Annotated in this window: 28 protein-coding genes, 2 tRNA genes and 1 pseudogene; 17 read left to right on the forward strand and 14 right to left on the reverse strand. The window is 36.0% G+C overall.

Annotated features, from left to right (window positions below; all coding sequences use genetic code 11):
• The 8 genes from hemA to HCD_RS06280 all read right to left on the reverse strand — a co-directional run bounded on the left by hemA (position 1) and on the right by HCD_RS06280 (position 5,977).
• A complete protein-coding gene (gene hemA / locus HCD_RS06245; RefSeq protein ID WP_014659731.1) occupies positions 1 to 1,350 on the reverse strand; it encodes a glutamyl-tRNA reductase in 1,350 nt (449 codons plus the stop codon).
• Positions 1,350 to 2,273, reverse strand: coding sequence for a polyprenyl synthetase family protein (locus HCD_RS06250; RefSeq protein ID WP_014659732.1), 924 nt, complete (start codon positions 2,271 to 2,273; stop codon positions 1,350 to 1,352). Before HCD_RS06250 ends, hemA begins: the two co-directional genes overlap by 1 nt.
• A 9-nt stretch (positions 2,274 to 2,282) precedes the next feature.
• Positions 2,283 to 2,678, reverse strand: a complete 396-nt coding sequence (locus tag HCD_RS06255) for a hypothetical protein (RefSeq protein ID WP_014659733.1) — start codon at positions 2,676 to 2,678, stop codon at positions 2,283 to 2,285.
• Complete coding sequence (locus tag HCD_RS06260) at positions 2,671 to 2,955, reverse strand: DUF2018 family protein (protein WP_014659734.1); 285 nt, start codon at positions 2,953 to 2,955, stop codon at positions 2,671 to 2,673. The genes HCD_RS06255 and HCD_RS06260 overlap by 8 nt, the downstream gene beginning before the upstream one ends.
• Positions 2,956 to 2,973: 18 nt before the next feature.
• Entirely contained in the window at positions 2,974 to 3,408 is a 435-nt protein-coding gene (dps, locus tag HCD_RS06265; protein ID WP_014659735.1) for a DNA starvation/stationary phase protection protein, read from the reverse strand.
• 108 nt (positions 3,409 to 3,516) lie between these two features.
• Entirely contained in the window at positions 3,517 to 4,632 is a 1,116-nt protein-coding gene (gene flgS / locus HCD_RS06270) for an acid survival sensor histidine kinase (RefSeq protein ID WP_014659736.1), read from the reverse strand.
• Positions 4,629 to 4,952: a hypothetical protein gene (locus HCD_RS06275; RefSeq protein WP_014659737.1), complete on the reverse strand. Its 324-nt coding sequence runs from the start codon at positions 4,950 to 4,952 to the stop codon at positions 4,629 to 4,631. The genes flgS and HCD_RS06275 overlap by 4 nt, the downstream gene beginning before the upstream one ends.
• Positions 4,949 to 5,977, reverse strand: a complete 1,029-nt coding sequence (locus HCD_RS06280) for a flagellar basal body P-ring protein FlgI (protein ID WP_014659738.1) — start codon at positions 5,975 to 5,977, stop codon at positions 4,949 to 4,951. The genes HCD_RS06275 and HCD_RS06280 overlap by 4 nt, the downstream gene beginning before the upstream one ends.
• A 248-nt stretch (positions 5,978 to 6,225) precedes the next feature.
• Between HCD_RS06280 and HCD_RS06285 the strand changes: the two genes are divergently transcribed.
• From HCD_RS06285 to HCD_RS06295, 3 genes are read left to right on the forward strand one after another with little or no spacing between them, the layout of a single operon-like run.
• A complete protein-coding gene (locus HCD_RS06285; RefSeq protein WP_050854965.1) occupies positions 6,226 to 7,740 on the forward strand; it encodes a DEAD/DEAH box helicase in 1,515 nt (504 codons plus the stop codon).
• Positions 7,741 to 7,753: 13 nt separating this feature from the next.
• Entirely contained in the window at positions 7,754 to 8,842 is a 1,089-nt protein-coding gene (locus HCD_RS06290; protein ID WP_014659740.1) for a prohibitin family protein, read from the forward strand.
• A 6-nt stretch (positions 8,843 to 8,848) separates the two neighbouring features.
• On the forward strand, positions 8,849 to 9,388 hold the full coding sequence (locus tag HCD_RS06295) for a DUF2393 family protein (RefSeq protein ID WP_014659741.1): 540 nt from the start codon (positions 8,849 to 8,851) through the stop codon (positions 9,386 to 9,388).
• Between the two features lie 58 nt (positions 9,389 to 9,446).
• On the opposite strand, the gene HCD_RS06300 is transcribed toward HCD_RS06295, so the two are convergent.
• Positions 9,447 to 10,292 carry a sulfite exporter TauE/SafE family protein gene (locus tag HCD_RS06300; RefSeq protein WP_041594929.1) on the reverse strand — a complete coding sequence of 282 codons (846 nt, stop codon included), beginning with the start codon at positions 10,290 to 10,292 and terminating at the stop codon, positions 9,447 to 9,449.
• 1,053 nt (positions 10,293 to 11,345) lie between these two features.
• Here HCD_RS06300 and HCD_RS06305 point away from each other — a divergent pair.
• A pseudogene (locus HCD_RS06305) lies at positions 11,346 to 12,344 on the forward strand (relaxase/mobilization nuclease domain-containing protein); the annotation flags it as partial.
• On the opposite strand, the gene HCD_RS09765 reads toward HCD_RS06305, so the two are convergent.
• From HCD_RS09765 to HCD_RS09240, 4 genes are all read right to left on the reverse strand, one after another.
• Positions 12,262 to 12,939 carry an HNH endonuclease gene (locus tag HCD_RS09765; RefSeq protein WP_144005858.1) on the reverse strand — a complete coding sequence of 226 codons (678 nt, stop codon included), beginning with the start codon at positions 12,937 to 12,939 and terminating at the stop codon, positions 12,262 to 12,264. The pseudogene HCD_RS06305 and the gene HCD_RS09765 sit on opposite strands and share 83 nt — an antisense overlap.
• Positions 12,940 to 12,960: 21 nt before the next feature.
• Positions 12,961 to 13,215 (reverse strand): hypothetical protein, encoded by a 255-nt coding sequence (locus HCD_RS09135; RefSeq protein ID WP_014659591.1) that lies wholly within the window; start codon positions 13,213 to 13,215, stop codon positions 12,961 to 12,963.
• Positions 13,208 to 14,101 (reverse strand): DNA (cytosine-5-)-methyltransferase, encoded by an 894-nt coding sequence (gene dcm, locus HCD_RS06315; protein WP_227624859.1) that lies wholly within the window; start codon positions 14,099 to 14,101, stop codon positions 13,208 to 13,210. Before dcm ends, HCD_RS09135 begins: the two co-directional genes overlap by 8 nt.
• A 203-nt stretch (positions 14,102 to 14,304) precedes the next feature.
• Positions 14,305 to 14,402, reverse strand: a tRNA-Sec gene (locus tag HCD_RS09240).
• Positions 14,403 to 14,557: 155 nt separating this feature from the next.
• On the opposite strand from HCD_RS09240, the gene tatB reads away from it, so the two are divergent.
• The 7 genes from tatB (at position 14,558) to HCD_RS06350 (ending at position 18,177) form a co-directional block, all read left to right on the forward strand.
• Positions 14,558 to 15,013, forward strand: coding sequence for a Sec-independent protein translocase protein TatB (gene tatB / locus HCD_RS06320; RefSeq protein WP_014659746.1), 456 nt, complete (start codon positions 14,558 to 14,560; stop codon positions 15,011 to 15,013).
• The gene (tatC, locus tag HCD_RS06325) at positions 15,006 to 15,743 is read left to right on the forward strand and encodes a twin-arginine translocase subunit TatC (protein ID WP_014659747.1); all 738 of its coding nucleotides are present in this window, start codon (positions 15,006 to 15,008) and stop codon (positions 15,741 to 15,743) included. Before tatB ends, tatC begins: the two co-directional genes overlap by 8 nt.
• A 3-nt stretch (positions 15,744 to 15,746) precedes the next feature.
• Entirely contained in the window at positions 15,747 to 16,784 is a 1,038-nt protein-coding gene (gene queA, locus HCD_RS06330) for a tRNA preQ1(34) S-adenosylmethionine ribosyltransferase-isomerase QueA (RefSeq protein ID WP_014659748.1), read from the forward strand.
• Positions 16,781 to 17,317 carry a 16S rRNA (guanine(527)-N(7))-methyltransferase RsmG gene (rsmG, locus tag HCD_RS06335; protein WP_014659749.1) on the forward strand — a complete coding sequence of 179 codons (537 nt, stop codon included), beginning with the start codon at positions 16,781 to 16,783 and terminating at the stop codon, positions 17,315 to 17,317. The genes queA and rsmG overlap by 4 nt, the downstream gene beginning before the upstream one ends.
• Positions 17,311 to 17,538, forward strand: a complete 228-nt coding sequence (locus HCD_RS06340; protein ID WP_014659750.1) for a PP0621 family protein — start codon at positions 17,311 to 17,313, stop codon at positions 17,536 to 17,538. Before rsmG ends, HCD_RS06340 begins: the two co-directional genes overlap by 7 nt.
• A 90-nt stretch (positions 17,539 to 17,628) precedes the next feature.
• Positions 17,629 to 18,042, forward strand: a complete 414-nt coding sequence (locus HCD_RS06345; RefSeq protein WP_014659751.1) for a hypothetical protein — start codon at positions 17,629 to 17,631, stop codon at positions 18,040 to 18,042.
• Positions 18,043 to 18,089: 47 nt separating this feature from the next.
• A tRNA-Ser gene (locus HCD_RS06350) sits at positions 18,090 to 18,177 on the forward strand.
• 12 nt (positions 18,178 to 18,189) lie between these two features.
• On the opposite strand, the gene HCD_RS06355 is transcribed toward HCD_RS06350, so the two are convergent.
• Positions 18,190 to 18,840 carry an outer membrane protein gene (locus HCD_RS06355; RefSeq protein ID WP_014659752.1) on the reverse strand — a complete coding sequence of 217 codons (651 nt, stop codon included), beginning with the start codon at positions 18,838 to 18,840 and terminating at the stop codon, positions 18,190 to 18,192.
• Positions 18,841 to 19,088: 248 nt separating this feature from the next.
• On the opposite strand from HCD_RS06355, the gene HCD_RS06360 reads away from it, so the two are divergent.
• From HCD_RS06360 to copP, 6 genes are all read left to right on the forward strand, one after another.
• On the forward strand, positions 19,089 to 19,463 hold the full coding sequence (locus tag HCD_RS06360; RefSeq protein ID WP_014659753.1) for a chemotaxis response regulator CheY: 375 nt from the start codon (positions 19,089 to 19,091) through the stop codon (positions 19,461 to 19,463).
• Positions 19,464 to 20,438, forward strand: a complete 975-nt coding sequence (gene prmA / locus HCD_RS06365) for a 50S ribosomal protein L11 methyltransferase (protein WP_014659754.1) — start codon at positions 19,464 to 19,466, stop codon at positions 20,436 to 20,438.
• Between the two features lie 16 nt (positions 20,439 to 20,454).
• Positions 20,455 to 22,353, forward strand: coding sequence for an ATP-dependent zinc metalloprotease FtsH (gene ftsH, locus HCD_RS06370; RefSeq protein WP_014659755.1), 1,899 nt, complete (start codon positions 20,455 to 20,457; stop codon positions 22,351 to 22,353).
• Between the two features lie 254 nt (positions 22,354 to 22,607).
• Positions 22,608 to 23,315 carry a CDP-diacylglycerol--serine O-phosphatidyltransferase gene (gene pssA, locus HCD_RS06380; protein ID WP_014659757.1) on the forward strand — a complete coding sequence of 236 codons (708 nt, stop codon included), beginning with the start codon at positions 22,608 to 22,610 and terminating at the stop codon, positions 23,313 to 23,315.
• A 26-nt stretch (positions 23,316 to 23,341) separates the two neighbouring features.
• Entirely contained in the window at positions 23,342 to 25,579 is a 2,238-nt protein-coding gene (locus HCD_RS06385; protein WP_014659758.1) for a heavy metal translocating P-type ATPase, read from the forward strand.
• The gene (gene copP, locus HCD_RS06390) at positions 25,580 to 25,786 is read left to right on the forward strand and encodes a copper-binding metallochaperone CopP (protein WP_014659759.1); all 207 of its coding nucleotides are present in this window, start codon (positions 25,580 to 25,582) and stop codon (positions 25,784 to 25,786) included.
• Positions 25,787 to 25,817: the final 31 nt, after the last annotated feature.

The following is a 25,817-nucleotide window of genomic DNA, read 5'->3' on the forward strand; positions in this document are numbered from 1 at the left end:
TTATTCCTTATAGTATTCGCATTTATAGAGATTCAAGTTCTTAGCATTATCTACACTAAACTTATCCAAATTAAACAAGCTCTTAATCGTGCCTACAAGCACATCAGATTCTTCTTTTTGAGCGTTTTTTTTCAGAGTAATGGTAGGGTGGTGCAAAAAGGTGTTGAACGCATTGTGTAAAATCTTTTCAATATTATTCTCATATTCTTTAGGCACATAGCGTTTTTTAATGGCTTTTTGCAATTCTTTTTGGGCTGAAATTCTGGCTAATTCTCTTAGTTCTTTAATCAAAGGCTCTACGGCTAAGCTTTGAATCCATTGATAAAATTCTATCGTAGCAAGCCCTACAATCTCATAAGCTTTAAAACTACTCTCACGCCTATTTTCTACATTCTCTCTCACCATAGGCTCTAAATCATCTACGCTGTATAAAAAAATATTATTTAATATCGGCTTTTCAATATCTCTTGGCACAGCTAAATCAAACCAAAAACGCTTGAAAGGTGTTTCTTTTAACATCGTATTTTGCACCACATAAGCGGGCGAAGAAGTCGCCGAAAAAAGCAGTGCGTATTCATTAATACAAGCTTCTAAATGCTCTATCGTCTTAAATTCTACTTTACTATACCCTTCTAACTCTTTTGAAAAATCTTCAAATTTAGCCACATTACGCCCTAAAACCAGCACTTCAAAATGTTTCGCTACTAGGTGCTTAATAACTAATTGTGCACTCTCTCCAAGCCCTATCACAAGCGCTTTTCTATCCTTAATCTTTTCTTTTTCAAAAATATCATCTGCTTCTTTTACCGCCACTGAAGAAACCGAAACCCCCTGTTTAGAAATGCCGGTAAGATTACGCACTTTAGCCGCACATTTAAAAGCAAAATGGAGCAACCTTGTTAAATCCTTGGAGCAAAATTTCTCTTCAAAGGCGAATTTATAGGCGTTTTTCATTTGCCCTGTGATTTGAGTTTCCCCAATCACTAAGCTATCTAAACTACTACACACACATAATACATGATGGACTGCACTCTCATCTACCCCCATCAAAACGCACTTCTCTAAACTAGCCACACTCATCTTTTTTGTATGGGCTAGGATATTGAGTAACGCCATTTTTTGCTCATTAGCATTAGCACTAGGCTTCAAGCTTGTATAAATTTCAAAGCGATTGCAAGTAGATAGCACCATACACTCTTTGATACTAGGGCAATTATTTTTAATGGTTTGTAAAAATTCTTTGAGAGCCACAGGCGAGTTAATGGCGAGTTTTTCTCGCATTTCTAAACTCATATGCTTATGCGTAAAGGCCAGAGTGAAATATTTTGAAGAATGAGTTTCTAACGCCATTAAAAAGTCCTATAAATCACATCTTGTGCTAATTTTTCTAAAATTGGATTGTTTTCTCCCTGAATCATTTCAAGGGCTTTTTGCGAATAGGTTTTAGCTATCTTAAGAGTCTCTTCCACAATACCATATTGAGCAAACTTTTCTTTAGTCCACTCTATAGCTTCTAAACTATCCTTTTTAAAATACGAGACTAAAACGGCTTGTTCATCTTGCTTCAATCTCTCATACAACAGCAAGTAGGGTAAGGTGGTCTTGCCTTCCTTAAAATCGCTAAAATTTGGCTTACCCAAAGTTTGTGCATCTTGAGTAATATCCAATAAATCATCAATGATTTGAAACGCCATGCCAAAATTCAGTCCAAAACCTGCATAAACCCTTTCATCTTTACCCAAGAGGAGAGCCATGCTTTTCAAACTCGCTTCTATGAAATGAGCGGTTTTATCTTCCAAAACACGCCAATATTTTCCTCTATCGCAATTAAAACGCTCTCCTATAAACACATCTTCAATTTCGCCCCTAGAGAGCCTTAAAACCGCATTTGAAAGTGTTTGAGCGATTAATCCACCCATTTTGGATAATTCAAAAAAGGCTTTAGAATAAAACACATCTCCAAGCATGACCGCATTAAGGTTGCCAAAAAGAGCGTTAATGCTAGGGAGCTTTCGGCGTGTTGTTGCCTTATCAATCACATCATCATGCAACAAAGAAGCGCTTTGTATCATCTCTACAATCGCACACAAATTAAGTGCCTTCTCTAGCTCTATAGTGCTTGTTTTCTCATCTAGTAAAGCTAACATAAGCTTTGAACGAAGCATTTTAGAAACTCCCATTCCACCAAACAGCTTATCTACAAACCCACTCTCTATCTCTTTAATCCAAGAAGCAATCCTTTCTTGAATCATTTTTAGTCTTTTTTCTTGCATGCTCATTCCTTAAGGTTCTTTTGAAGAAAAAGCAAGGGGCATGGGTGCTAAAAGCCTTAAAATCGCCTTGTCTTCTTTGAAATCTCTAAAAACAAGCGACAAATGGCTCTCTAGAGCAAAATTCTCTTCAAAAACCTTGAGATTATAAGTGTTTCTTGCATAATCAGTGTATAAAACAAACTGATGGGGAAAACCATTAAAATGCATAATGACCACTAAACCTTTATTTTTATATAGAGTCCAATACAGCATGACTTCTTTTGCTTGATGGCTTGAAGTGTCTTCAACGACTGCCTTAAACACTTCATCTTTTTTTAATTCTAGCGTTTTGTCTATTCCATAATCAAGTCCAAACGCTCTTAAAACAAAAAGAAATATCAAACCATAGCGAATAACCCTATTCATTACCGCTAAGAATATTCGCCATAGACTGAATCACAATATCTGTTTTTCTGGATTCTATCCTTTGTTGCAACTCTTCATTGCAAGTCAAAGCGTTAGCAAAAAATCTGAATTTCTCTTCTAAATCTTCTTCTTCTATAAAAGTTTCCAAAAGAGCTAAAAGCTCCAAAAGTCTCTCTAGCTCTTTTTTGGAGAGTTTTCTACTCGCATGAAAAAGAATGTCATTCCACTTGTCTAAGGGGCTTCCTTCAAAAATTTCAAGCTTACTATAATCTCTCATCGCTCACTACTCATTCTGCTAGCCTAAATGGGCTTTTAGCATCCAAATAGATTTTTCTAATTTGGCTAGTTTCTCATCAGCATAAGCTACGCTCACTTTATCGCCGTCTTTTTCAGCCACACTAGAGAGTTTTTTAAATTCTTTTTCTAAATGCTCATAATCTTTTAAAATTTCTTCAAAAATTTCTTTAGAATGAAAACTGGTTCTAGTCTCTTCCTTCACGCAAGCTAGTTTAAGGGCTTCAGATAAGGTAACCACCGGCTGATGCCCCAATTGCACAATCCTTTCAGCCACATCATCAAACATCTCGGCAAATTCTTCATAAATCTCTTCAGTGGCTTTATGCACATGGTAGAAATCATGCCCTTTAACATTCCAATGAAAGTTATGCACTTTCATAAACAACACAATAGAATCCGCTTGCAAATGTCTCAAAATTTCAAATGTTTTCATAAAAATCCTTTTTAACTTTATTTAAAGTTTTTTACATAACTCCTATAAAAAACCTTATTGCTATCCTACACAAAAAGAGTTAATAAAAGAGTGGTTCATCTTTTAAAACTAAGGGGCGTTAAGAATCTTGATTTCAAAAGTCTTTTCTGGCCCATCTAGTAGCGTAATGCTCCCTTCATGGGCTTTAACCACCTGTAAAGAAAGGGCTAGTCCTAATCCATTACCCTTCAACTTAGTGGTTTCAAAAGGCTCAAATAAAGCGTTTTTATTCTCCACTTCCTTACCATCATCAATGATAGTAAACACAATAAACTCATTTTGGATAAACGCTGTAATTTTCACTTGACCCTGTTCGTTCTCTTCTAAGGCTTCAATCGCATCAATAGCATTATACAAGAAATTCTGTAACACAATCCCCATTAAATCAAAGTCAAAAAACCCTTCCACTTCACTGAAATTAAAAATAAATTCAATATCCTTAGAATAGGTATAGCAATTCAAGACTTCTTTCAAATCCTTTTCAAGTACCTTTAAACTCTGTTTGGTGCGATTAGCCTGAATGCCTTTAGAAAAAAGCAAGGTCGCCTTAATGATTCTTTCCACCCGCCACAAAGCTTTTTGCAATTCTAAAACAATGGGCTTGGTCTTTTCATTTGCATGCTTTAATAGCACTGAAGCCAAAAGCGAGATAGAACCCACAGGATTTCTAATCTCATGGGCTAAATGAGCAGAGATTTTTCCCATAGAAGCTAGGCGTTCTTGGCGTTTTTGGACGCTAATATCAGTTGCAGTAATAATTTGCTTGCCTTGAATACTATTTTGCTGGACTAAATAGCTTCTATTTTCATGCTCAATCTCTGCATTAAAGCCTTCTAATTTAGCCTTATTAAAAATCTCATGGCTTTGATTGGCTAAGGAATTTTTATAAAAAAAGCTCCCATTTTCATTCATCACCCAAATGGCTTGCGGTAAAATCTCTATCACCCATTCATAAAGGGCTTTGTAATCCTTAAACTCTTTTTCTACCTTGTAGCTTTGTAAAATGAATTGATTTAAAAGCTCTAGCAACTCTTGCATGTCTTTTTTGTTTGAAAAATTTTCTAACAAATCTTCACTTTCTTTAGATTTAAAGTTTTCCAAAAAAATCGCATTATTTTCAGTTTTCAATAGCCCCTTCAAAGAAGAAGTTTTATGGGTGCGTTTCAAACGCTTGAATTTTTTCATACCTTTTGTTTTTCTTGCTCTTTTAAGAAATTAAACAGCATTTCACTATAGCCAAAATTCCCACTCAATTCTTTAGCAAGCGTATCTTTATACATAGACATATAAATTTCATTCCCCGGGGCTTTAGGATACAAGGGGTTATCCATTTTCATGGCTGTATCAAGCATAAATTTGAGCAGCAACGCTTCAAAAGAATCGGTTTGCTCTTTGAGTAATTTATCGTTTTTAACCCCTTGTTTAGCTAACGCATTCAATTTCTCTTCACTCGCTAATTTAGCGATATTGTATTGCTCTAGCATGGCTTTATGGTTATTTATCATAGTATCTCCATTTCTGCACTAATTGCACCGCTTTTTTTCAAAGCCTGTAAAATTGAAACAATCCCCTTAGCACTCACACCAATTTTTTGCAACGCCTTCACCACGCTTGCAATCGTAATCTGTCCCCCATTAGAACTAAGGGTATTTTTCTTAGTATCCAAAGACATCTTATTATCTAAATCTTGCACATCTTTAGAAGTTTCTAAAGGCTCTTTGGTGATTTTAAGCGTTACTTCCTGGCTCGTTACCACTATAGGATGCACAAGAATCTCCACCCCAGAAACAATGGTAGCGGATTTTTCATCTACAATGATTTTATTTTTCGCACTATAATCAATGGGTATTTCTTGCACTAAGGCTAGAAACTCCACCATAGAGAAACGCTCTGGGCGGGTTATCTTAATCGTTTTTGGGTCTAGTGCCTTTGCCGCCCCCTTACCAAACACCCTATTTAAGGTGTTTTGCACTTGAATAGCATTTTTAAAATTAGGGTTTTTCAAGCTTAAGACCATAGCGTTTTTATGAAACAAATCATACGAAACTTCTCTCTCAATCGTAGCCCCATTGATGATGTTTGCTGAGAGCAAGTTAGTAGAACTACCCAAGGTGATAACCCCTTGAGCTAGGGCATAAATATTCCCATCTACCGCATTTAAAGGGGTCATCACTAAAGTCCCCCCCTGAATAGACTTCGCATCCCCAATAGAAGAAATTTGAATATCAATTTTATCACCCTGTCTTGCAAAGGGGGGTAAGGACGCTGTAATCATCACCGCAGCGACATTTTTAGACTTAATATCATCAGCAGAAATTTTGACATTCACGCTCTCTAGCATGTTTGAAACAGATTGCATGGTGAATTTTGAGCCAGATTTATCCCCTGTGCCATTCAAACCTATCACAAGCCCATAGCCAATCAGCTGGTTATCTCTTACACCCACCACACTCGCTATATCACCTATTTTTTCCGCTAATAACTTTTGAAAAGTTAGTAGAAAAACAAGTAGCAACAATATTCGCTTCAATAAAAACACCAAGCCACCCCTAAATACTAAGTTGTTTGTAAAATCATTTTAGCACAACCTAGAGCTTATTTTACAAAAATCAGCCTAATTGAATGCATTTTTATGCTATACTCAAAAAAGCGTGAAACGAGTTTTAGAAGCTTAACTCCAACCATAAAATTTTATCTTTTAATGATAATGCCATAACTCTAAATGATGTTTCAACAATGGACTAAAACAAATTGAGGTAGTTACCCCCCATGAGATTTATGCATAACAACCAGCACCAACAGAATATTGAAGAAGATTTTGATAGATTATTAGACGAACTCCCCACAGAAATTGATGATGACACTTACCATAAACCAAGTTTTAATGATTTAGGTTTAAAACCGCAAGTCTTAAAATCCGTTTATGAAGCCGGTTTTAATTCCCCAAGCCCCATTCAAGAAAAGGCCATTCCAGCCGTTTTAGAAGGCAGAGATGTAGTTGCACAAGCACAAACTGGCACAGGCAAAACCGCCGCTTTTGCTCTCCCTATCATCAATAACCTTAAAAACAACCACACCATAGAAGCCTTAATCATCACGCCCACCAGAGAATTAGCCATGCAAATTAGTGATGAGATTTTTAAACTAGGTAAGCACACTAAAACCCGTACGGTGTGCGTCTATGGCGGTCAGAGTATCAAAAGACAATGCGAGTTCATTGAGAAAAATCCCCAAGTAATGATAGCCACGCCAGGAAGACTACTAGACCATTTAAAAAACGAACGCATTCATAGATTTGTGCCTAAAGTAGTCGTGTTAGATGAAAGCGATGAAATGCTAGATATGGGCTTTTTAGATGATATTGAAGAGATTTTTGATTACCTTCCTAGCGAAGCTCAAATCTTACTCTTTTCAGCCACCATGCCAGAGCCGATTAAAAAACTAGCGGATAAGATTTTAGAAAATCCTATCAAAATCCATATTGCCCCATCAAATATTACTAATACCGACATCACCCAACGCTTTTATGTGATTAATGAGCATGAGAGAGCAGAAGCTATTATGCGCCTTTTAGACACACAATCTCCCAAAAAAAGCATTGTATTCACCCGCACCAAGAAGGAAGCCAATGAATTGCACAAGATTCTTGTTTCTAAAAATTATAAAAGCACCGCCTTGCATGGAGATATGGAGCAAAGAGAACGCCGCACTTCCATTATGGCATTCAAAAAGAATGCCGCTGATGTGTTAGTGGCTACTGATGTAGCCAGCCGTGGGCTAGATATTAGCGATGTAAGCCATGTGTTTAACTACCACCTACCCCTAAATACTGAGAGTTATATCCATCGTATCGGAAGAACCGGACGAGCGGGTAAAAAAGGCATGGCTATCACTCTAGTAACCCCCCTAGAATACAAAGAGCTTTTACGCATGCAAAAAGAAATCGGCTCAAAAATTGAGCTTTTTGAAATCCCTACCATCGGTGAAAATCAAATCATTAAGACCTTACAAAACGCCAAGGTGTCTGAAAAAGTTGTAAGTCTCTATGAGCAATTAACAGAGACTTTTGAGCCGTCTCAATTGATTCTAAAGCTTTTAAGCTTGCAATTTGAGACCAGCAAAATAGGCTTAAACCAAGAAGAAATCCATGCGATTTTACACCCCAATAAAGAGAAGGTGCAAAAACGCCCTAGTAGAGCCAATTCTAAAACACACCATAAGCATGAGCGGACACACTCTTTCAAAAAACACCACAAATCAAACCACCATTCTAAAAATCATAAACGCTATTAAAAAGGATATAGTCATGCCAATTGATTTGAACGAACATCTCAAAAAGAAAAGCTCTCAAAGACCCCCTAACCATTCCACGCCCAATGATAAAGGGCGTTTCACCCCCCCATCCCCTAGCTCTTTTAGCTCTAAAAAGCTATCAGCTCTAATCATTATCGCCCTTTTAGGGTTTTTGGCCTATTTAGCCAAACCTTTTGAAGTCATTAGCTCAGGGGAAATCGGCATTAAAATCACGGCTGGAAAATATGAATCCACCCCCTTACAGCCGGGAATCCATTTTTTTGTGCCAATCATTCAAGACATTCTCATCGTAGACACCAGAATCAGAAACATCAATTTCTCACGCACAGAAGACATGGGTGTAGCCGGTAAAAATCAAGGCATTTTTAGAAACGATGCCATTAATGTTATGGATAGTAGAGGCTTAACCGTTTCTATTGAGCTTACCGTGCAATATCGCCTAAACCCCCAAACTACCCCCCAAACTATCGCTACTTATGGTTTATCTTGGGAGCAAAAAATCATCAATCCCGTGGTGCGTGATGTGGTACGCTCTGTCGTAGGGCGCTATCCGGCTGAAGATTTACCCATTAAACGCAATGAGATTGCCGCTCTTATCAATAGCGGTATTAACAAAGAAGTCTCTAAGCTTCCTAACACCCCTGTGGAACTAAGCTCCATTCAATTAAGAGAGATTGTCTTACCCGCCAAGATTAAAGAGCAAATTGAAAAGGTGCAAATCGCACGCCAAGAATCAGAGAGAGTGAAATACGAAGTGGAACGCTCCAAACAAGAAGCCCAAAAACAAGCTGCTTTAGCTAAGGGTGAAGCGGACGCTAATAGAATTAAAGCTCAGGGTGTGGCTGATGCGATTGTGATTGAAGCTAAGGCAAAATCTCAAGCTAATTTAAGCATTTCACAGAGTTTAAGCGACAAACTTTTAAAATTACGCCAAATTGAAGTGCAGGGCAAGTTTAATGAAGCTTTAAAAACCAATAATAACGCTCAAATCATGCTAACTCCAGGCGGGGCTGTGCCTAATATTTGGATTGACACTAAGAGCAAGGTTAAATCTAGTATTTCCAACTCCAAAGAGCCTTAAAAACGCATGGCTTATCTCACCTCTATCCAAGCTTTTTTAGAGTCTTTTAAGGGCTTTTTAAGTCAAGCGACTTTAATAAGCGTTTTAATAGCTAGTGTCTTAGTGCTATTTTGTGCCATCTTACTCCTTCTAGCTTTGCTTTTAAGAAACCGCTTCGCTTCTTATACGGCGATAGTCGGATTTTTAGGGGCATTTTTAGGCATGCCCTTTATACTCAATTTTATCCTAACTCAAATGCTTTATCCTATAGAAACACATATTTTACATGCCACCCCCCTAAGCTATAGCAACGCCTTTTCCTTACAAGTAGAAGTCAAAAACCTTTCAAAATTCACCCTAAACAAGTGCTTTTTACGCTTAGACATTCTTAAGCACTCTCATAATTTTGTTGAAAAGCACGCTTTTAAGCTATTTGTCAGAAAAACTTACGCAAAAACTTTCAAAGAAAAGATTTTTCCTAGCAAGTCTAAGGCGTTTTCGCTCTTTATTGATAACTACCCCTATGCAAAAACAGCCCCCCACCAAGTCTCGTTATCCTGTTTGTAGTTTAGAGAGTATTACTGATTTTTTACAATCCCTTACATTCTTTTCAAAATTAAAATCTTTAGCCCATAATGAGCTTGTGTAAAGTGGCTAAAATGCTTAAAGCATAGATGAGAAGCAACAAGACCTTATGCACCTTTTCATTAGCCAAAGCAATGAGCTTAATCCCAATACCCACGCCCAAAAACGCTCCAATGCCTGTAATAACCCCCGCTTGAATGGTTGTATCATTCAGCACCCCCCCATGATAGAGAGAGATAACCCCAGATAGAGAAGCAAACACCACAAAAAAGAGTCCTAAAGGCACGATTTTTTTAGAATCGTATTTCAAAAAATAGCCTAAAAACGGCACCATCAAAATCCCCCCACCCATACCTAGCGGAATAGAAAAAATGCCTGTAACAAAGCCAGCGAGCATTAAAATCCCATGCCTTTTATCAATGTGTAAAAAAGGAAGCGTGGGCTTTTTTTCTAAGGTTTGAGAAATATCTTCATTAACATGAATAGAAAAATGTGCTTCCTCAAAATGCTCTGGCGTTTTTTTGGAACTGCTAAAAGCGTATTTGATAAAAGTGTAGCACACCACTACGACAAACACCGCCATTAAAATCTTATCATCAATAATTTTTAAGATTAAGCTCCCTAAAACCGCCCCCACTAACCCCCCAAAAGCTGCAAAAGAGCCTTCTTTCAAATCCAATAAGCCCTTTTTGTAATTGATGATAGAGCCTACCACCGATGAAAAGAGCATTTGCATGAGTGAAATACCCACCGCATGGCTGTAACTAAAATGGGCAAAAATTGCACTAGGAACAACAATCTCTCCCCCACCAATACCAAAAAACCCCGCTGTAATGCCCGTAAACAGCCCTACCAAAGCCAGAGTAAACGCCGTTGATTCTTCTATTAACACTTCCATTAAGAACTCCCTAAAATTTAAAAACTAAAGGTGCTATTTTAACCAAAAAAGTAATAATTTTTATCAATTTCAGGTAACAACTGATTTTTAAAATTAAGATTAAAAACCATATTTTTTGAAGTTTTTAAAAACTAAGAGGACTACAACCCCCACCCTAAACACTACCACATCTAAGTAGAAACCCCTTGAAAGATTTTTTAAAGCAAAAATTCCAAAAAGCTTGGCAAGCCCAAAGAATGACTTTTAAGAATTTCCCAGTTTCAAGTTAATTTAACTAAAAAATCATTTGAAGATATAGCATAAGTTTTTTAAGCAAGAACTATCAATCTATTGTATCCATTAGGTTCTAACTTGTGGCTTTTAGTTTTTATCGTGTAGCCCTTAGTTCCCTAATTGTTGCTTACAAGTTCTTACTATTTGCTTGTTAGTTCATAGTATTTAGCTTGCTAATTCTTATTAGTGGGCTGTAAGTTCTTTGCTTGTGCTATAAAGTTTCATTCTATAGGTTACTAAGTTCTCACCATATGGCTATTAGTTCTTAATAATTTTGACTGCAAGTTCTTTTGCAAAAAAATCTCTAAGTTTTTATAGTGTTTCTAATAAGTTCTTGGCTCTTAATTTTTATAGTAAGGGGGTTAAAGCTTTTGAATGAATTTTTTCTCTCTTGCTAGATTAAAAGTTTAGCTTATCTGTCAAAGCACTTTTTAAAAACTTTTTAGGCAAAAAGTTAGCAAAAACCCTTATTTTTTAAAAATCTAGCTCCAAGTCCCTTGAATGCGAAGTTTTAACCATATGTGTGTAGACACTTGGTGTTATCCTGCACCTTTTTTGATTGGTTCTCTTTTTTAATTCTTTGTGCTATGCTACAAAGAATTAAAAAATCGCTAGATTTAAAATCAAAAATCTAGGGTTTAAATTAGCGTTAGCTTGAATAAAATTTTGGCGTTTTAAAACGCCTTTTTAGTAAGGGAATAAAGTCAGCTTGAAAGTGTGCGAATTAGATAAAAATTTAGCGATGTTGTTAAGTCTTAAAGGGCTTGTATGCTAGATAGAGCTATACGAGATGCTAAATTAGATAATCGCCCTATGGATTTGTCTTTTTTAGATGATATTTTAGAGCATATGTTAAAGCCTAGACCTAGTGATAGCGATAAAATTGATAAGAGATTGTTGATTAAATTCAATCAATTTGGCTCTAACTCAGAGTCTATTAAATCTAATCTAGTTGGCACAAAGAATGCTAATCCTGTGCTTATTAAAAACATAGGGCAAATGAAACGCTCCCATTTAGAAAATGCCCTAAGTTATACCTTAGAAAATAGCGAGACAGCCTACAATGAAATGTTTTTAGAGTGTGATAAGCAATTTATTTTAGAGACTTGGCTCAATGACTTTGATTTAACTAAGGATTATAACGAGGCTATGCATTTAGTCTTTTCTATCAAAAATAAGCCAGATGAAGAGACTATGCAAGGGCTTTTATACTCTACTTGGGAGAGCTTAAAAGTAAGATTGCCTGAATATAAATTCGCTCTTGTGCCTCATTCTCATCAAGACCATGCCCATATCCATTGTTTCATCAATAAAACTAACCAGCTCACAAGAAAGAGACTGCGTTTTAAGGGGCGTGAGGATTGCAAAGAATTTTTTAATGAACTAAGAAGTGAGTTTGCTTATAGGTTGAATAACCATTTATTGAGCGAAGAATACTTGTATGTCAATGAGCCTAAGCTCAAGGAATTAGACAATATCAAACTTCAATTACAAGTTTTAGAAAAAGAAGAGAAAGCATTAGAACAAATTAAAACCCCACAAGATGAGTGGGACTTAAACAAGGCTTTACAAAGCGAGTATTTACAAGAACTTAAAGTCAAAAACAAAGCCCAAGCCCTAGATATTCAAAACAACCAAAGCTTGCCTTTGAGAAAAAAGATTTCTGAATTTAAAATCGCTCTGTTTAATCATAAAGACACAAGCGATGATGAAAAAGAACGGCTAAACATTGATAGGGTGGATAAGAGAGAGCCAGTAAGCGAACATTTTCACTAAGGTTTAGGCGTTTTATATTCATAGGCGAAAGCCAAGGGGAGAGTAAAAGTCTTTTATTTTCATCAAATGAGATAAAGCCTCTATCAAATAATTTGTCATAGGTTGGTGTGAGAATAATTCCATTTTTAGGGTCTATTTTTTCCTTATCATCACATTTAATCCATGGCTTAATGTGTGAAGCAATCAACAAATGCTCATCATTAACCATTGTAAAAGGACAAAACGGGCATTCTAATAAAAGTTTATGGCGGTATTCCCCTTGACCCATTCTAGCTTGAGTAAGTGATACTTGTTTTTTAGGCATTTTTATTTTAGGAGTATTGTGTTGATAGCACAAAATCTCTGGATTGTAGTCTATAAATATTTTAAAATAAAAAAGAATTTCTTTTGTATTTGTCTCTAATTTAAGCACAGACAAATAAGAAATGTTAGCTAACCCAACAGAACGCATAAAGTCATAATAAAGCGATGGAGAATTTGCATAAACTCTCGGCGGTTTAACGCCTACTCTATAAAGCTCAAATTCTAAAAAAGTCTCATCAAATTGCTGACACTGAGCTAAGAGTAATAAAAATTTCTTCCCCATTTCATTCTTGTTTTGGTAATTTTACTCTGGGCTTTCAAATTCATTTTGGGCTAATTTTAAATATTTTAAGAAATCTTTTTTAATAAAGAAACACTTTAAAGGTTTCTTAAAATCTCCAAAGAAATGATAAGTGCGTTCATTTTCATTGCCAACATACAACTTAGCCTCCCCATGCCCAGTGCCAATTTTATTTTTTACAAAGCTATCTGTTAAAGGAATAAATTCTAAGGTATCTAATATTCTAAATGATTGATTATGTAATCTTAAATCACTCATTATGTGCCTTTAACTTAGGATAAGCCTTAAAAATTTCTTGCATGATATGGATTAGCACATCTACAACAATGGAATTTCCTGCTTGTTGATACATAGCCGTATCAGAGACTACAATTTTAAAACTATCACAAAAACCCATTAAACGCAAACACTCTCTTGGAGTTAATTTTCTCAAACGCCCTTGAGTATTAACATAATTATCTACCCCAGCCCTATGCATTTTATGCATAGTTGTAAGCAAAGGTCTAGCAATATTTAAATCCACTTTAGGTTTAGAGAAAAACCCTTTTGTGCCGCTTGATAAAACATAGTCTTTAACTTTTTGTGAAAGAAAATATTTTTCTAAACTCTCTTGAATAAAATCACCATGCCAGTTGTATTGCTGGTTTTTCTTTTGACACAATGCGATTTTTCCATTCACTTGTGTGTATCGCTTAGTTAAATTCTTTGATGCACAAACAAAGTCAATGCCTTTTTGTTTGAGATAATACTTATCTTGCACATTGTCCAATAAAAAATCTTGCATGCTTGTTGTTAAGAGAATAGGTTTAGGAAAACAAAAATCTTTTACCCCCAAATCCTTTCTAAACCCTACCACAAATAAGCGTTCTCTATTTTGAGGTATTCCATAATCTTTAGCATTCAAAACAGCTTTATATCTAGTATATCCTAGTGCATCAAAAACTTGCTCCATAATCTTAAAAGTCTCTCCACGATTATGACTTAACAATCCTTTAACATTCTCGTAAATAAAAACTTTAGGCTGTATTTCTTTTATCAATCGTGCGTATTCATAAAAAAGCGTGCCTCTTGTATCTTCTAATCCCCTTTGTTTCCCCACCAAACTAAAACTCTGGCACGGACTACCCCCAACCAATAAATCCACTTTTTTTTGATAAAAACTTGCATCTAGAAAACAGACATTTTGATGATAATGTTCTAAAATAATTCCATGTTTTACTTGTATTCGTTCTAAAACATGATTCTATAGCTCCAATCCCACTAAATAAAGTTGCTAAAGTCATAAATCTATTAGTTTTATTATAGAGTTATTAGAACTAGTCATTGCAATTCTAAGGTTTAAAGTTGTGGCGAGAGAGTAGAAGAATCGAACTTCTCAGCACCTAGACATCTAGGCACTCTATGGGTTTGAAGCCCAAGGCATACACCAGATACGCTTACTCTCCATAAAGCAAGTTAAAAATAATTAGTGGCATTCTAGCATAAAAATTTTAGAACTATAGGACTAACAAACTTCAAACTTTTACTTTTTAATCTTGTTTAGAAAGAAAATTACACTACAATAACAATAAAAATTTCTCATAAGGTATAAATACAAATCATGTTTGGCATGGGCATTTTTGAAATCCTTGTTGTAGTGATTGTAGCGATTATTTTTTTAGGGCCAGAAAAATTCCCCCAAGCTATCGTGGATATTGCGAAATTTTTTCGTGCTGTAAAAAAAACGCTCAATGATGCTAAGGACACTTTAGATAAAGAAATCAATATTGAAGAATTAAAAAAAGAGACCCTAGAATATCAAAAGCTCTTTGAAAACAATCTTGAAGGCGTTTCTAAAGGCGTTAGGATTGAAGAGTTAGAAGACGCTAAAATGAGTGTGGAAAATGAGATTAAAAGCGTTCAGGATTTAATGCAAGATTATGAATATAGCTTAGAAAAAGACAAGCTTCTTAGTAACTTAAATGAAGAAGTTTCAAGCGATGAGTCTTTTAAAGAAACAGAGTTAGTTACTAGGAACAATACAGAAAAACACGATAAAGAAAAAGAGCATGTTTGAAGATTTAAAGCCGCATTTACAAGATTTAAGAAAGCGTTTGATGATTTCTGTAGGAACGCTTTTAGTAGCGTTTTTAGGGTGTTTTCATTTTTGGAAAAATATTTTTGAATTTATCAAAGACTCTTATCAAGGCACACTCATTCAGCTCTCTCCTATTGAAGGGGTGATGGTAGCGATTAAAATAAGTTTTTCAGCCGCAATAGTCATTTCTATGCCCATTATTTTTTGGCAATTATGGCTCTTTATCGCTCCAGGGCTTTATAAAAATGAAAAAAAAGTGATTCTGCCTTTCGTGTTTTTTGGAAGTGCTATGTTTTTAATCGGAGCTAGTTTTTCCTACTATGTGGTATTTCCTTTTGTCATTGAATACTTAGCTACTTTTGGAAGCGATGTATTTGCTGCTAATATTTCTGCATCTAGTTATGTGAGCTTTTTTACCCGCCTGATTTTAGGTTTTGGCGTAGCGTTTGAATTGCCCGTTTTGGCGTATTTCTTGGCTAAAGTAGGCTTGATTACTGATGCGAGTTTGAAAGCGTATTTTAAATACGCTATCGTAGTGATTTTCATTGTAGCAGCTATTATCACTCCCCCTGATGTGGTGAGTCAAATCTTTATGGCATTGCCACTAGTTGGGCTTTATGGACTTTCTATTTTGATTGCAAAATTTGTCAATCCTGCCCCAAAAGATGAAGAGCATGACATTGAAGAAAATGAAGAAAAAAGCGAGTGATAATTGAGAGAATTTGATTTAGAAAGCTATGATTATAACTTGCCTAAAGAGTTGATTGCAAACTACCCCATTCTGCCTAAAGAAAAGGCTAAATTGCTCGTATATGAAAGGCATTCGCAAAAAATTACGCACACCACTTTTGAGCATGTCTTAGACTTTTTCCCTAAAAACGCTCTTGTTGTATTAAATGACACTAAAGTGATTAAAGCTAGAATTTTTGGCTCTAAACACACCTTTTCTCATTCAAGAACTACCGAAGTGTTTTTCCACCGCTTTCTTAAAGACAATATCGCTCTAACTCAAATTAAGGGTAAAGTCAAAGCAGGCACTAAAATCTTTTTTGATTCAAACAACTACGCTGAAGTCTTAGAATTACTTAATAACGGACAACGCTTAATCGCTTTTTATGAAAATAAAAACCCTTTAAAAGAAGCTAGTATCTTAAGGCTTTTAGAACAACATGGGCATATGCCCCTACCCCCCTATATTAAAAGGGCTGATGAAAGTTTGGATTTGAATGAATACCAGAGCGTGTTTGCTAAACATTCTGGAGCGATTGCTGCCCCTACGGCGTCATTACATTTTTCCAAAAACTGCTTAGAAACTTTGCAAAAAAACTTCAAGCACACTTTTTTAACCTTGCATGTTGGGGCTGGAACTTTTGTAAATGTAGAAACTAAAGATATTAGAGAGCATAAAATCCATACAGAAATTTTACAAATTTCCAAAGAGAGTCAAAAGATTTTACAAGAAGAAAAAGAGATTTTATGTATCGGCACGACTGCTTTAAGAAGCGTGGAATATTTCAAACGCTTAGAAGACCCCAAACAAGAGACTTTTGAATGCGATATTTTCTTGCATTTAGCTAACCCTATTAAGCATGTGAATTACTTACTCACTAATTTTCACTTGCCAAAATCCAGCCTTTTAATGCTTGTAAGTGCCTTGATAGGCTTAGAAAAAGCCAAAGAAATCTATTCTATAGCTATAGAAAATAAGTATCGCTTTTATTCCTATGGCGATGGAATGCTGATTTTATGAACCCTTTATTGCAAGACTACGCCAACATTCTTTTGGAATGGAATAAAACGCATAATTTAAGTGGGGCAAGAAATTTAAGCGAGTTAGAACCCCAAATTTTAGACGCTCTCAAACCCTTAGAATTTATCAAAGATTTTAAGACTTGCTTAGATATAGGAAGTGGGGCAGGCTTACCTGCTATTCCTTTAGCCCTAGAAAGACCTAATACACAATTCATTCTTTTAGAACCTAGAGTTAAAAGAGTAGCCTTTTTAAACTATCTTAAAAGCGTTTTACCCTTAAAAAATATTGAAATTATTAAAAAGCGTTTAGAAGATTATAAAAATCCCCTAAAAGTAGATTTAATCACATCTAGAGCGGTCGCAAGCTCTTCTTTTCTGATAGAAAAAAGCCAACATTTGCTTGAAAATAAGGGGTATTTTTTATTCTACAAAGGCGAACAACTAAAAGATGAGATTGCTTACAAGGACACTGAATGTTTTATTTATGAAAAACGCATTTATTTTTACAAATCAAAGGAAAGTTTATGTTAAGAATTTTAGCCCTTCTTGTTATTGCATGGATTATATGGCGTTTGTTTTTTAAAAAATCTGTTTTTAAAAATACTTTCAATGATAGAGAACAAGAGCCTAAAGAATTAGAAGAAAAAATGATTGTCTGTTCTAAATGCCAAACTTATGTCTCTAGCAAGGATGCCATTTATAGCGGAGCGATAGCTTATTGTAGTGAAACTTGTTTGAATGATAAGGGGTAATGCTCTATTTTTAATGCAAATATTCTAAAAGAATATATTCTACCCTAGATACTACCCCATAAAAAGGATAATTTTTTTAAAAGGATAAACATGCTTATCTTAGGACACCCTTTAATCGCTTATGTTAATTTTGTTTACATCAAGAATATTAGCGGTATTCATTCTACCACTAATAACAACATCGTTTATTTTGAGGTTTGCAAAGAAAATTTAGAATTGGCTAAATATTGCTTTGAAAACGGTGTGAATTTTAGCGTAGTCTTTTCATCACACAAAGCACGCCTAGAAACCGACACATTTTTTTTATTCACAGCCTTTAAACCGCAATATTGTATCTTTAGCAATATTGAGCAAGCCATTGTCGCTCAACAGCATGCCACTAATTACTTGCTAGATAGCAAGATTTTGTTTTCTATGGATTTAGACAATACAAAGTTATGGCAAATTTGTGCTAACGCTCAAATTGATGGTGTTATTTCTAAAGATTTACTTCTTTTAAAATAAGCCCTTTTTAAACAAATCTTAGTTATAATAGCCCCCTTTGTCTAGAAGGGGAGATGTCCGAGTGGTTGAAGGAGCACGCCTGGAACGCGTGTAAGGTGCAAGCTTTCGAGGGTTCGAATCCCTCTCTCTCCGCCATAGTAACCCTACCTAAAAATGCCAAGCATGTGAAACAAAAAACAAAAAACTTCTTTCAAAAAGACTACGCCTTTCAGGGATTAGAAAAATTTTCATGCCTATTTCCACATCTACGTTATGGTATAAAACAATCGTGCGAAATTGCACTCCAAACTTTCCAATAGCTCTAAAATAAGTGTTATTAAAATTAAAGTCTTTCAAGGAATTCCAAGTGTTTACAACCAAATCTTTTACCTTGTGATTGAGTAACCATGTGTTAGCCGCTAGTTGCAAACCAAAGAAAAAAGTCCAACGATTAATAGGGCTTTTAGTATAACTCACCATCAAATCTCCCCCAACCCCATAAGTGAACATATTAGCCTGCAAGGTAGAATCTTTATTAAAAAGCACATTGCCATAATCCACAAAAACATAATACCTAGAATACACCCAATCGTTTTTGGGATTTACTTCATAACCTTGTAAAATGGAAGCCCCTTGTAAAAGCTTGTTTTCATTCAAGGGACGCATAAAAACCATGCCCACTTGATAGGAAGAAGACATATAGCTCAAATTCTTAGCATCTAAATTCTTTGAAATATTGAAAAAACTTATACCTAGCATTAAAGCTTTTAAATAACACGCCCATTTGTAAAATCCTTGTTTTTCTTTTTTCCAAACCATACAATAACCCTTTGTAACACTTGAAAGATTAGGGGTGCCTCAATTATCCTTTAACCATATGAATCATTATCATAGCAAACAAACTAAATCCTTTTACAAATAAAGGATTCTAATTGAGTACTAATGTTAGTCAAGGCATTTTTAATCAAAACATGCTATTATTTAAAACAAATTTATCATTATTAAGCATTAGGAACGCTTTGGCTTATCAAAGCCTGATTCAAAATGCAACCTTAAGGAGAAGTGCCTTGAAACTACTAGTAGTAGATGATAGCTCAACTATGAGACGAATTATTAAGAATACACTTTCACGCTTAGGCTATGAAGATATTTTGGAAGCTGAGCATGGCGTAGAAGCTTGGGAAAAACTGGATGCTAATGCGGATACTAAGGTTCTTATCACAGACTGGAACATGCCAGAGATGAATGGTTTAGATTTGGTTAAAAAAGTGCGTGCTGATGATAGATTTAAAGAGATTCCTATCATTATGATTACCACAGAAGGCGGAAAAGCCGAAGTAATTACCGCTTTGAAAGCTGGAGTGAATAACTACATTGTAAAACCCTTTACGCCCCAAGTTCTCAAAGAAAAATTAGAAGTGGTTTTGGGGACAAATGACTGAGTGTTAGAGCCAATGTATTTTGAAACTTTCTTCATTTTTCCTAAAGAAAAAGAGGTTTTTGAAAGCTTTCTTTTAGATACCACCCATTCAGCCCTAGAGGAATCAAGTTTAGAAAGTTTAAGGGCATTTGGCGATAAGACAACCATTGAGTTTTTGAGCCAAGCCAAGTGGCATCATTTTATCTCTCATAGCCATTTAAACCATCTAAAAGAAAAAATCCCTAATCTTAAGACTTTCATTGTTTTACGCTCTGAAAATGATTTGAGCGACTCGCTCATACCAGCTTTAAAAAATTTTTGTCTCAGCTTAGAACAGACTCTTAAAAGCAAATTTGATTTTTTCTACCTTTCACGCACCCTAGCCTCAAAAGACTGGCTAGAAACTTATCAGCAAAGTGTCATGCCGGTATATTGTGGAAAGTTTTATGTATATCCTAGCTGGCATAGTAAGCCAAGTGAGATTACCACAGATTGTAGCCTTATGATTGACCCAGCCCTAGCCTTTGGTTCAGGCCATCATGAAAGCACTTCTATGTGCCTAGAACTACTTTCTAACCTTGATTTAGAGCATAAAAGAGTCCTAGATGTAGGGTGTGGAAGCGGGATTTTAAGCATTGCTTCAAAAAAACAGGGTGCTAATACCTTAATCGCTTGTGATACGGACGCACTCGCTGTTGAAGAAACTCTCAAAAATTTTGATTTAAACGACATCAAACTAACCAAACATGATAGAGTTATTCACGGCTCTACCCAAAGCGTTGAAGGGGTCTTTGATATTGTCGTAGCTAATATTGTCGCTGATGTGATTAAAAGCTTGCATAGCGAATTTGTGCGGCTTTGTAACCATACGCTTATTTTATCAGGAATTTTAGAAACCCATTTAAACTCTGTGTTACAGGTCTATCATGACTTTGAAATTTTAGAACAACAAAAGCGTAATGAATGGGTTGCCCTAAAATTGCTTAAAAATAACTAACAAATTAAGGATTATCATGAAACCAACTAACGAACCTAGAAAACCTTTTTTTCAAAACCCTACCATTCTTGCTATTATCGGAGGTATTTTACTCATATTTTTCCTACGCTCTTTCAACTCTGATGGTGGCTTTTCAGATAACTTTCTCTCTTCTAGCACTAGAAATGTAAGCTACCATGAAATCAAGCAACTCATCAGCAATAACGAAGTAGAAAATGTCAGTATCGGACAAACTCTCATTAAAGCAAGTCATAAAGAAGGTAACATCCGCATTATTTATATTGCCAAACGAGTGCCTGATTTAACCCTTGTTCCGCTTTTAGATGAGAAAAAAATCAACTACTCAGGCTTTAGCGAATCAAACTTTTTTACCGACATGTTAGGATGGCTCATGCCTATTTTGGTGATTTTAGGGCTATGGGTATTTATGGCAAATCGCATGCAAAAGAGTATGGGTGGGGGTATTTTTGGCATGGGAAGTGCGAAAAAACTCATTAATGCTGAAAAACCTAGAGTGCGTTTTAATGATATGGCAGGTAATGAAGAAGCCAAAGAAGAAGTTGTAGAAATTGTAGACTTTTTAAAATACCCTGAACGCTATGCAAATTTAGGGGCAAAAATTCCTAAAGGTGTGCTTTTAGTGGGGCCTCCAGGAACGGGTAAAACCCTTTTAGCAAAAGCTGTGGCAGGCGAAGCCCATGTGCCGTTTTTCTCCATGGGGGGTAGTAGTTTTATAGAAATGTTTGTAGGTCTTGGAGCTAGTAGAGTAAGAGATTTATTTGAAATCGCTAAAAAACAAGCCCCTAGCATTATCTTTATTGATGAAATTGATGCCATAGGTAAGAGTAGAGCTGCAGGGGGAATGGTGAGCGGAAACGATGAAAGAGAGCAAACTTTGAACCAGCTCTTAGCCGAAATGGATGGTTTTGGGAGTGAGAGCGCCCCTGTAATTGTTCTAGCTGCAACAAATCGCCCTGAGATTTTAGACCCCGCCCTTTTAAGACCCGGTCGCTTTGACAGACAAGTTTTAGTAGATAAGCCTGATTTTAATGGTAGAGTGGAAATTTTAAAAGTGCATATCAAGGGCGTAAAACTTGCTAATGATGTAGATTTACAAGAAATCGCAAAGCTTACCGCAGGCTTAGCTGGAGCGGATTTAGCTAATATCATCAATGAAGCCGCTTTACTAGCTGGAAGGAACAATCAAAAAGAAGTCAAGCAAAAACACCTGAAAGAAGCGGTTGAAAGGGGTATTGCAGGGTTAGAAAAGAAAAGTAGAAGAATCAGCCCTAAAGAAAAGAAAATTGTCGCCTACCATGAGAGTGGACATGCCGTGATTTCTGAAATGACTAAGGGGAGTGCGAGAGTGAATAAAGTCTCTATCATTCCAAGGGGCATGGCAGCTTTAGGCTATACCCTTAACACGCCTGAAGAAAACAAATACTTAATGCAAAAGCATGAGTTGATTGCTGAAATTGATGTGCTTTTAGGTGGGCGTGCAGCAGAAGATGTGTTTTTAGAAGAGATTTCTACCGGTGCGAGCAATGACTTAGAAAGAGCTACTGATATTATCAAAGGCATGGTAAGTTACTATGGTATGAGTAGCGTGAGTGGGCTTATGGTGCTAGAAAAACAACGCAACGCCTTTTTAGGGGGTGGCTATGGAAGTGCTAGAGAATTTAGTGAAAAAACTGCAGAAGATATGGATAATTTCATTAAAAATCTCTTAGATGAACGCTACAACCATGTCAAGCAAACCTTGAGCGACTATAGAGATGCAATTGAAATCATGGTAGAAGAGTTGTTTGACAAAGAAGTCATTACGGGTGAAAGGGTTAGAGAAATTATCAGCGAATACGAAGTAGCGAATAATCTAGAAAGCCGTTTAGTTCCTTTAGAAGAACAAGCGAGTTAAAAGTGCGGGTATTGAAGCGGATTTTTAAGGCTAAAGGTTTTAAAGCCTATCCTAAAAATTCTCTCGCCTTGTTATTTGATTTTCTAAAATCCTATGCTTATAAAATTAATAATAAAACTTTAGCTTTAATGCTTTTGTTTTCTGAAGTCTTTAAGACTTGTATGATGGCTGAAAAATTTTCTGTAATCTATTTTAGAACAATTTTTATTTGCGTTCTAAAAAATCAAGCAAACCCCTTTAAAAAGAGTCTATAAATGCCTATTAAACCCCTTTATCTCTTTCCTAATCTCTTCACAGCGAGCAGTATTTTTTTGGGTGTGATGAGCATGTTTTATGCATCAAATCAAGAATTTGTTATGGCGTGTTGGCTTGTTGTTGCAAGCCTTATTTTAGATGGGCTTGATGGGCGTGTAGCAAGGCTTACGAATACCACGAGCAAGTTTGGCGTAGAGTTTGATTCTTTAGCTGATGTGGTCGCTTTTGGGGTAGCCCCTAGCATGATTGCCTACTTTTACATGGGGCATAGCTTTGGACGCATCGGTATGGCTGTGAGTGCATTGTTTGTCATTTTTGGAGCCATACGCCTTGCACGATTTAACATTAGCACCAATACAAGCGACCCCTACTCTTTCATAGGCATTCCTATTCCTGCAGCAGCGGTGTTAGTGGTGCTTGGAGTATTACTAGATAATAAGTACCATTTTTTAGAAGAGTTGTGGGTAAAGTTTTTCTTAGCCTACATTGTCTTACTAGGAGTGCTTATGGTGAGTAATATCCGCTACCCAAATTTTAAAAAAATCAAATGGAATCTCAAGCTTTTTATTTTAGTGCTGATTTTTTTATTGCTCGTTTTTGTGCGTCCTTTGGAAGTGTTAAGCACATTTATGATGAGTTATTTGCTCTATGGAATTTTGCGTTGGATTTATTTAATGGTAAAGATTATTTTTAAACGCACAGCATAGAGGTATAATATCAAAAAGGATTAGGCATGAAGAAAGAGACCTTTTACATAGAGGGCATGACTTGTACAGCTTGTTCTAGCGGAATTGAACGCTCTTTGGGGCGTAAAAGCTTTATCGAAAAAATAGAAGTTAATCTCTTAAGCAAAAGTGCAAGCGTTACTTTTGATGAAAAAAAAAGCTCTTTAGAAGAAATTTTTAAACTTGTAGAAAAACTAGGCTATAGCCCCAAAAAGACCTTAGCATCAAATTCCAAAAAAGAATTTTTAAGCCCCACTACAAAGCTACTAGGAACTATAATTTTTACGCTTTTTGTTTTGTATCTCTCTATGGGAGCTATGCTACTGCCTAGCCTTTTACCTAGCCATTTGCTTACAAGCGATAATCATAGCAATTTTTTAAACGCATGTTTACAACTTGTAGGCACACTCATTGTCATGCATTTTGGAAGGGATTTTTTCATTCAAGGCTTTAAAGCCCTATGGCATAAACAACCTAATATGAGTAGTCTTATAGCTATAGGGACAAGCTCTGCGTTTTTATACAGCTTGTATAGCCTATATCTTGCATACCAACAAAATCTCAATGAAACGCATTATTATTTTGAAAGCGTGTGCGTGATTTTAATGTTTGTGATGATTGGCAAACGCATTGAAAACATTTCTAAAGATAAAGCCCTAGATGCTATGCAAGCCTTGATGAAAAATGCCCCAAAAACGGCGTTAAAAATAGAAAATAACAATCAAGTAGAAGTCTTAATAGATAGTATAGAAGTGGGCGATATTTTAAAGATTTTGCCCGGTAGTCATATTCCCATAGATGGCGAAATCATAGAGGGTGAAGGCGAATTAGATGAGAGTATGCTTACAGGCGAAGCCTTACCTATTTATAAAAAAGTCAGTGATAAAGTCTTTTCAGGCACTCTTAATAGCACCACTAGCTTTTTAATCAAAGCCACGCATTCTAATAAAAACAGCACCCTATCTAAAATCATAGAACTTATCAATAACGCTCAAAATTCTAAAGCAGAGATTTCTCGCCTAGCGGATAAGGTTTCAAGCGTGTTTGTGCCAAGTGTTATAGCGATTGCAAGCCTTGCTTTTATCGTGTGGCTCTTTATCGCACCAAAGCCTGATTTTTGGTGGAATTTTGGTATTGCTTTAGATGTGTTTATCGCCGTTCTTGTGATTTCTTGCCCATGTGCTTTAGGCTTAGCAACCCCTATGAGTATTTTAGTAGCTAATCAAAAAGCTAGTAGCTTAGGATTATTTTTTAAAAACGCCCCAAGCTTAGAAAAGGTGCGCCTAGTTAGCACTATCGTATTTGATAAAACCGGCACGCTCACTAATGGCAAGCCCATAGTCAAAGAAGTTATTTTAAACCCAAACATAGAATTACAAGATTTATTAAGCTTAGCTTTAAGCATTGAGAGTAGTAGCGAACATGTGATTGCTAAGGGTATTGTAGAATATGCTAAAAGCCATAACGCCCTTTTAAAAGAGATTCAAGAAGTCAAGGTAAAAACCGGTTTTGGTATCAGTGCAAAAGCAGACTATAAGGGCGTTCAAGAGATAATAAAAGTGGGTAATAGTGAGTTCTTTAAAGCTCATAATACCCTAGAAATTACAGAAAGTGGGATTTTAGTTTTTGTAGGTAGAGTTATTAGCGAAAATGAAGATGAGCTTTTAGGGGCATTTGTTTTAGAAGATTTGCCTAAAGTGGGGGTCAAAGAGCATTTAGCAAGCATTAAAAACTTAGGCATAAAGACCATGCTTTTAAGCGGAGATAACGAAGAGAATGTCAAAAAATGTGCCCTAGATTTAGGTCTAGACAGCTATAAGGCTAACGCAAAGCCAGATGACAAACTCAACACCATAAAAGAGCTTAAAGAAAAAGGCGAAATTGTTATGATGGTAGGCGATGGCTTGAATGACGCTCCAAGCCTTGCCTTGAGTGATGTAGCAGTTGTTATGGCAAAGGGAAGTGAAGCGAGTATTCAAAGCGCTGATATTGTGAGTTTTAACAACGATATTAAATCTGTTTATAGTGCGATTAGGCTAAGTCAAGCGACTATAAAAAATATCAAAGAAAATTTGTTTTGGGCTTTTTGCTATAATAGTGTGTTTATCCCCTTAGCTTGTGGGGTCGCTTACAAACTAGGCATTATGCTAAACCCCATGTTAGCGAGTTTAGCGATGAGTTTAAGCTCTGTAAGCGTGGTCTTAAACGCCCAAAGGCTAAGAACATTTAAAATTAAGGATAGTTAAATGAGTTCAAAAGTTACTTTTCAAGTGCCAAGCATTACTTGCAACCATTGTGTGGATAAGATTGAGAAGTTTGTGGGTGAAATTGAAGGCGTGAGCTTGATTGATGTAAGCATTGAAGAAAAAAGCGTGAGCGTAGAGTTTGACGCACCAGCAACTGAAAATGCGATTAAAGAAGCGTTGTTAGATGCAGGGCAGGAAGTTTATTGAGTTTTGAGTAATTTTATTTGATGAAGTGTTG

This window comes from Helicobacter cetorum MIT 99-5656, from assembly GCF_000259275.1.
In the GTDB taxonomy this organism is placed as follows: Bacteria; Campylobacterota; Campylobacteria; order Campylobacterales; family Helicobacteraceae; genus Helicobacter; species Helicobacter cetorum.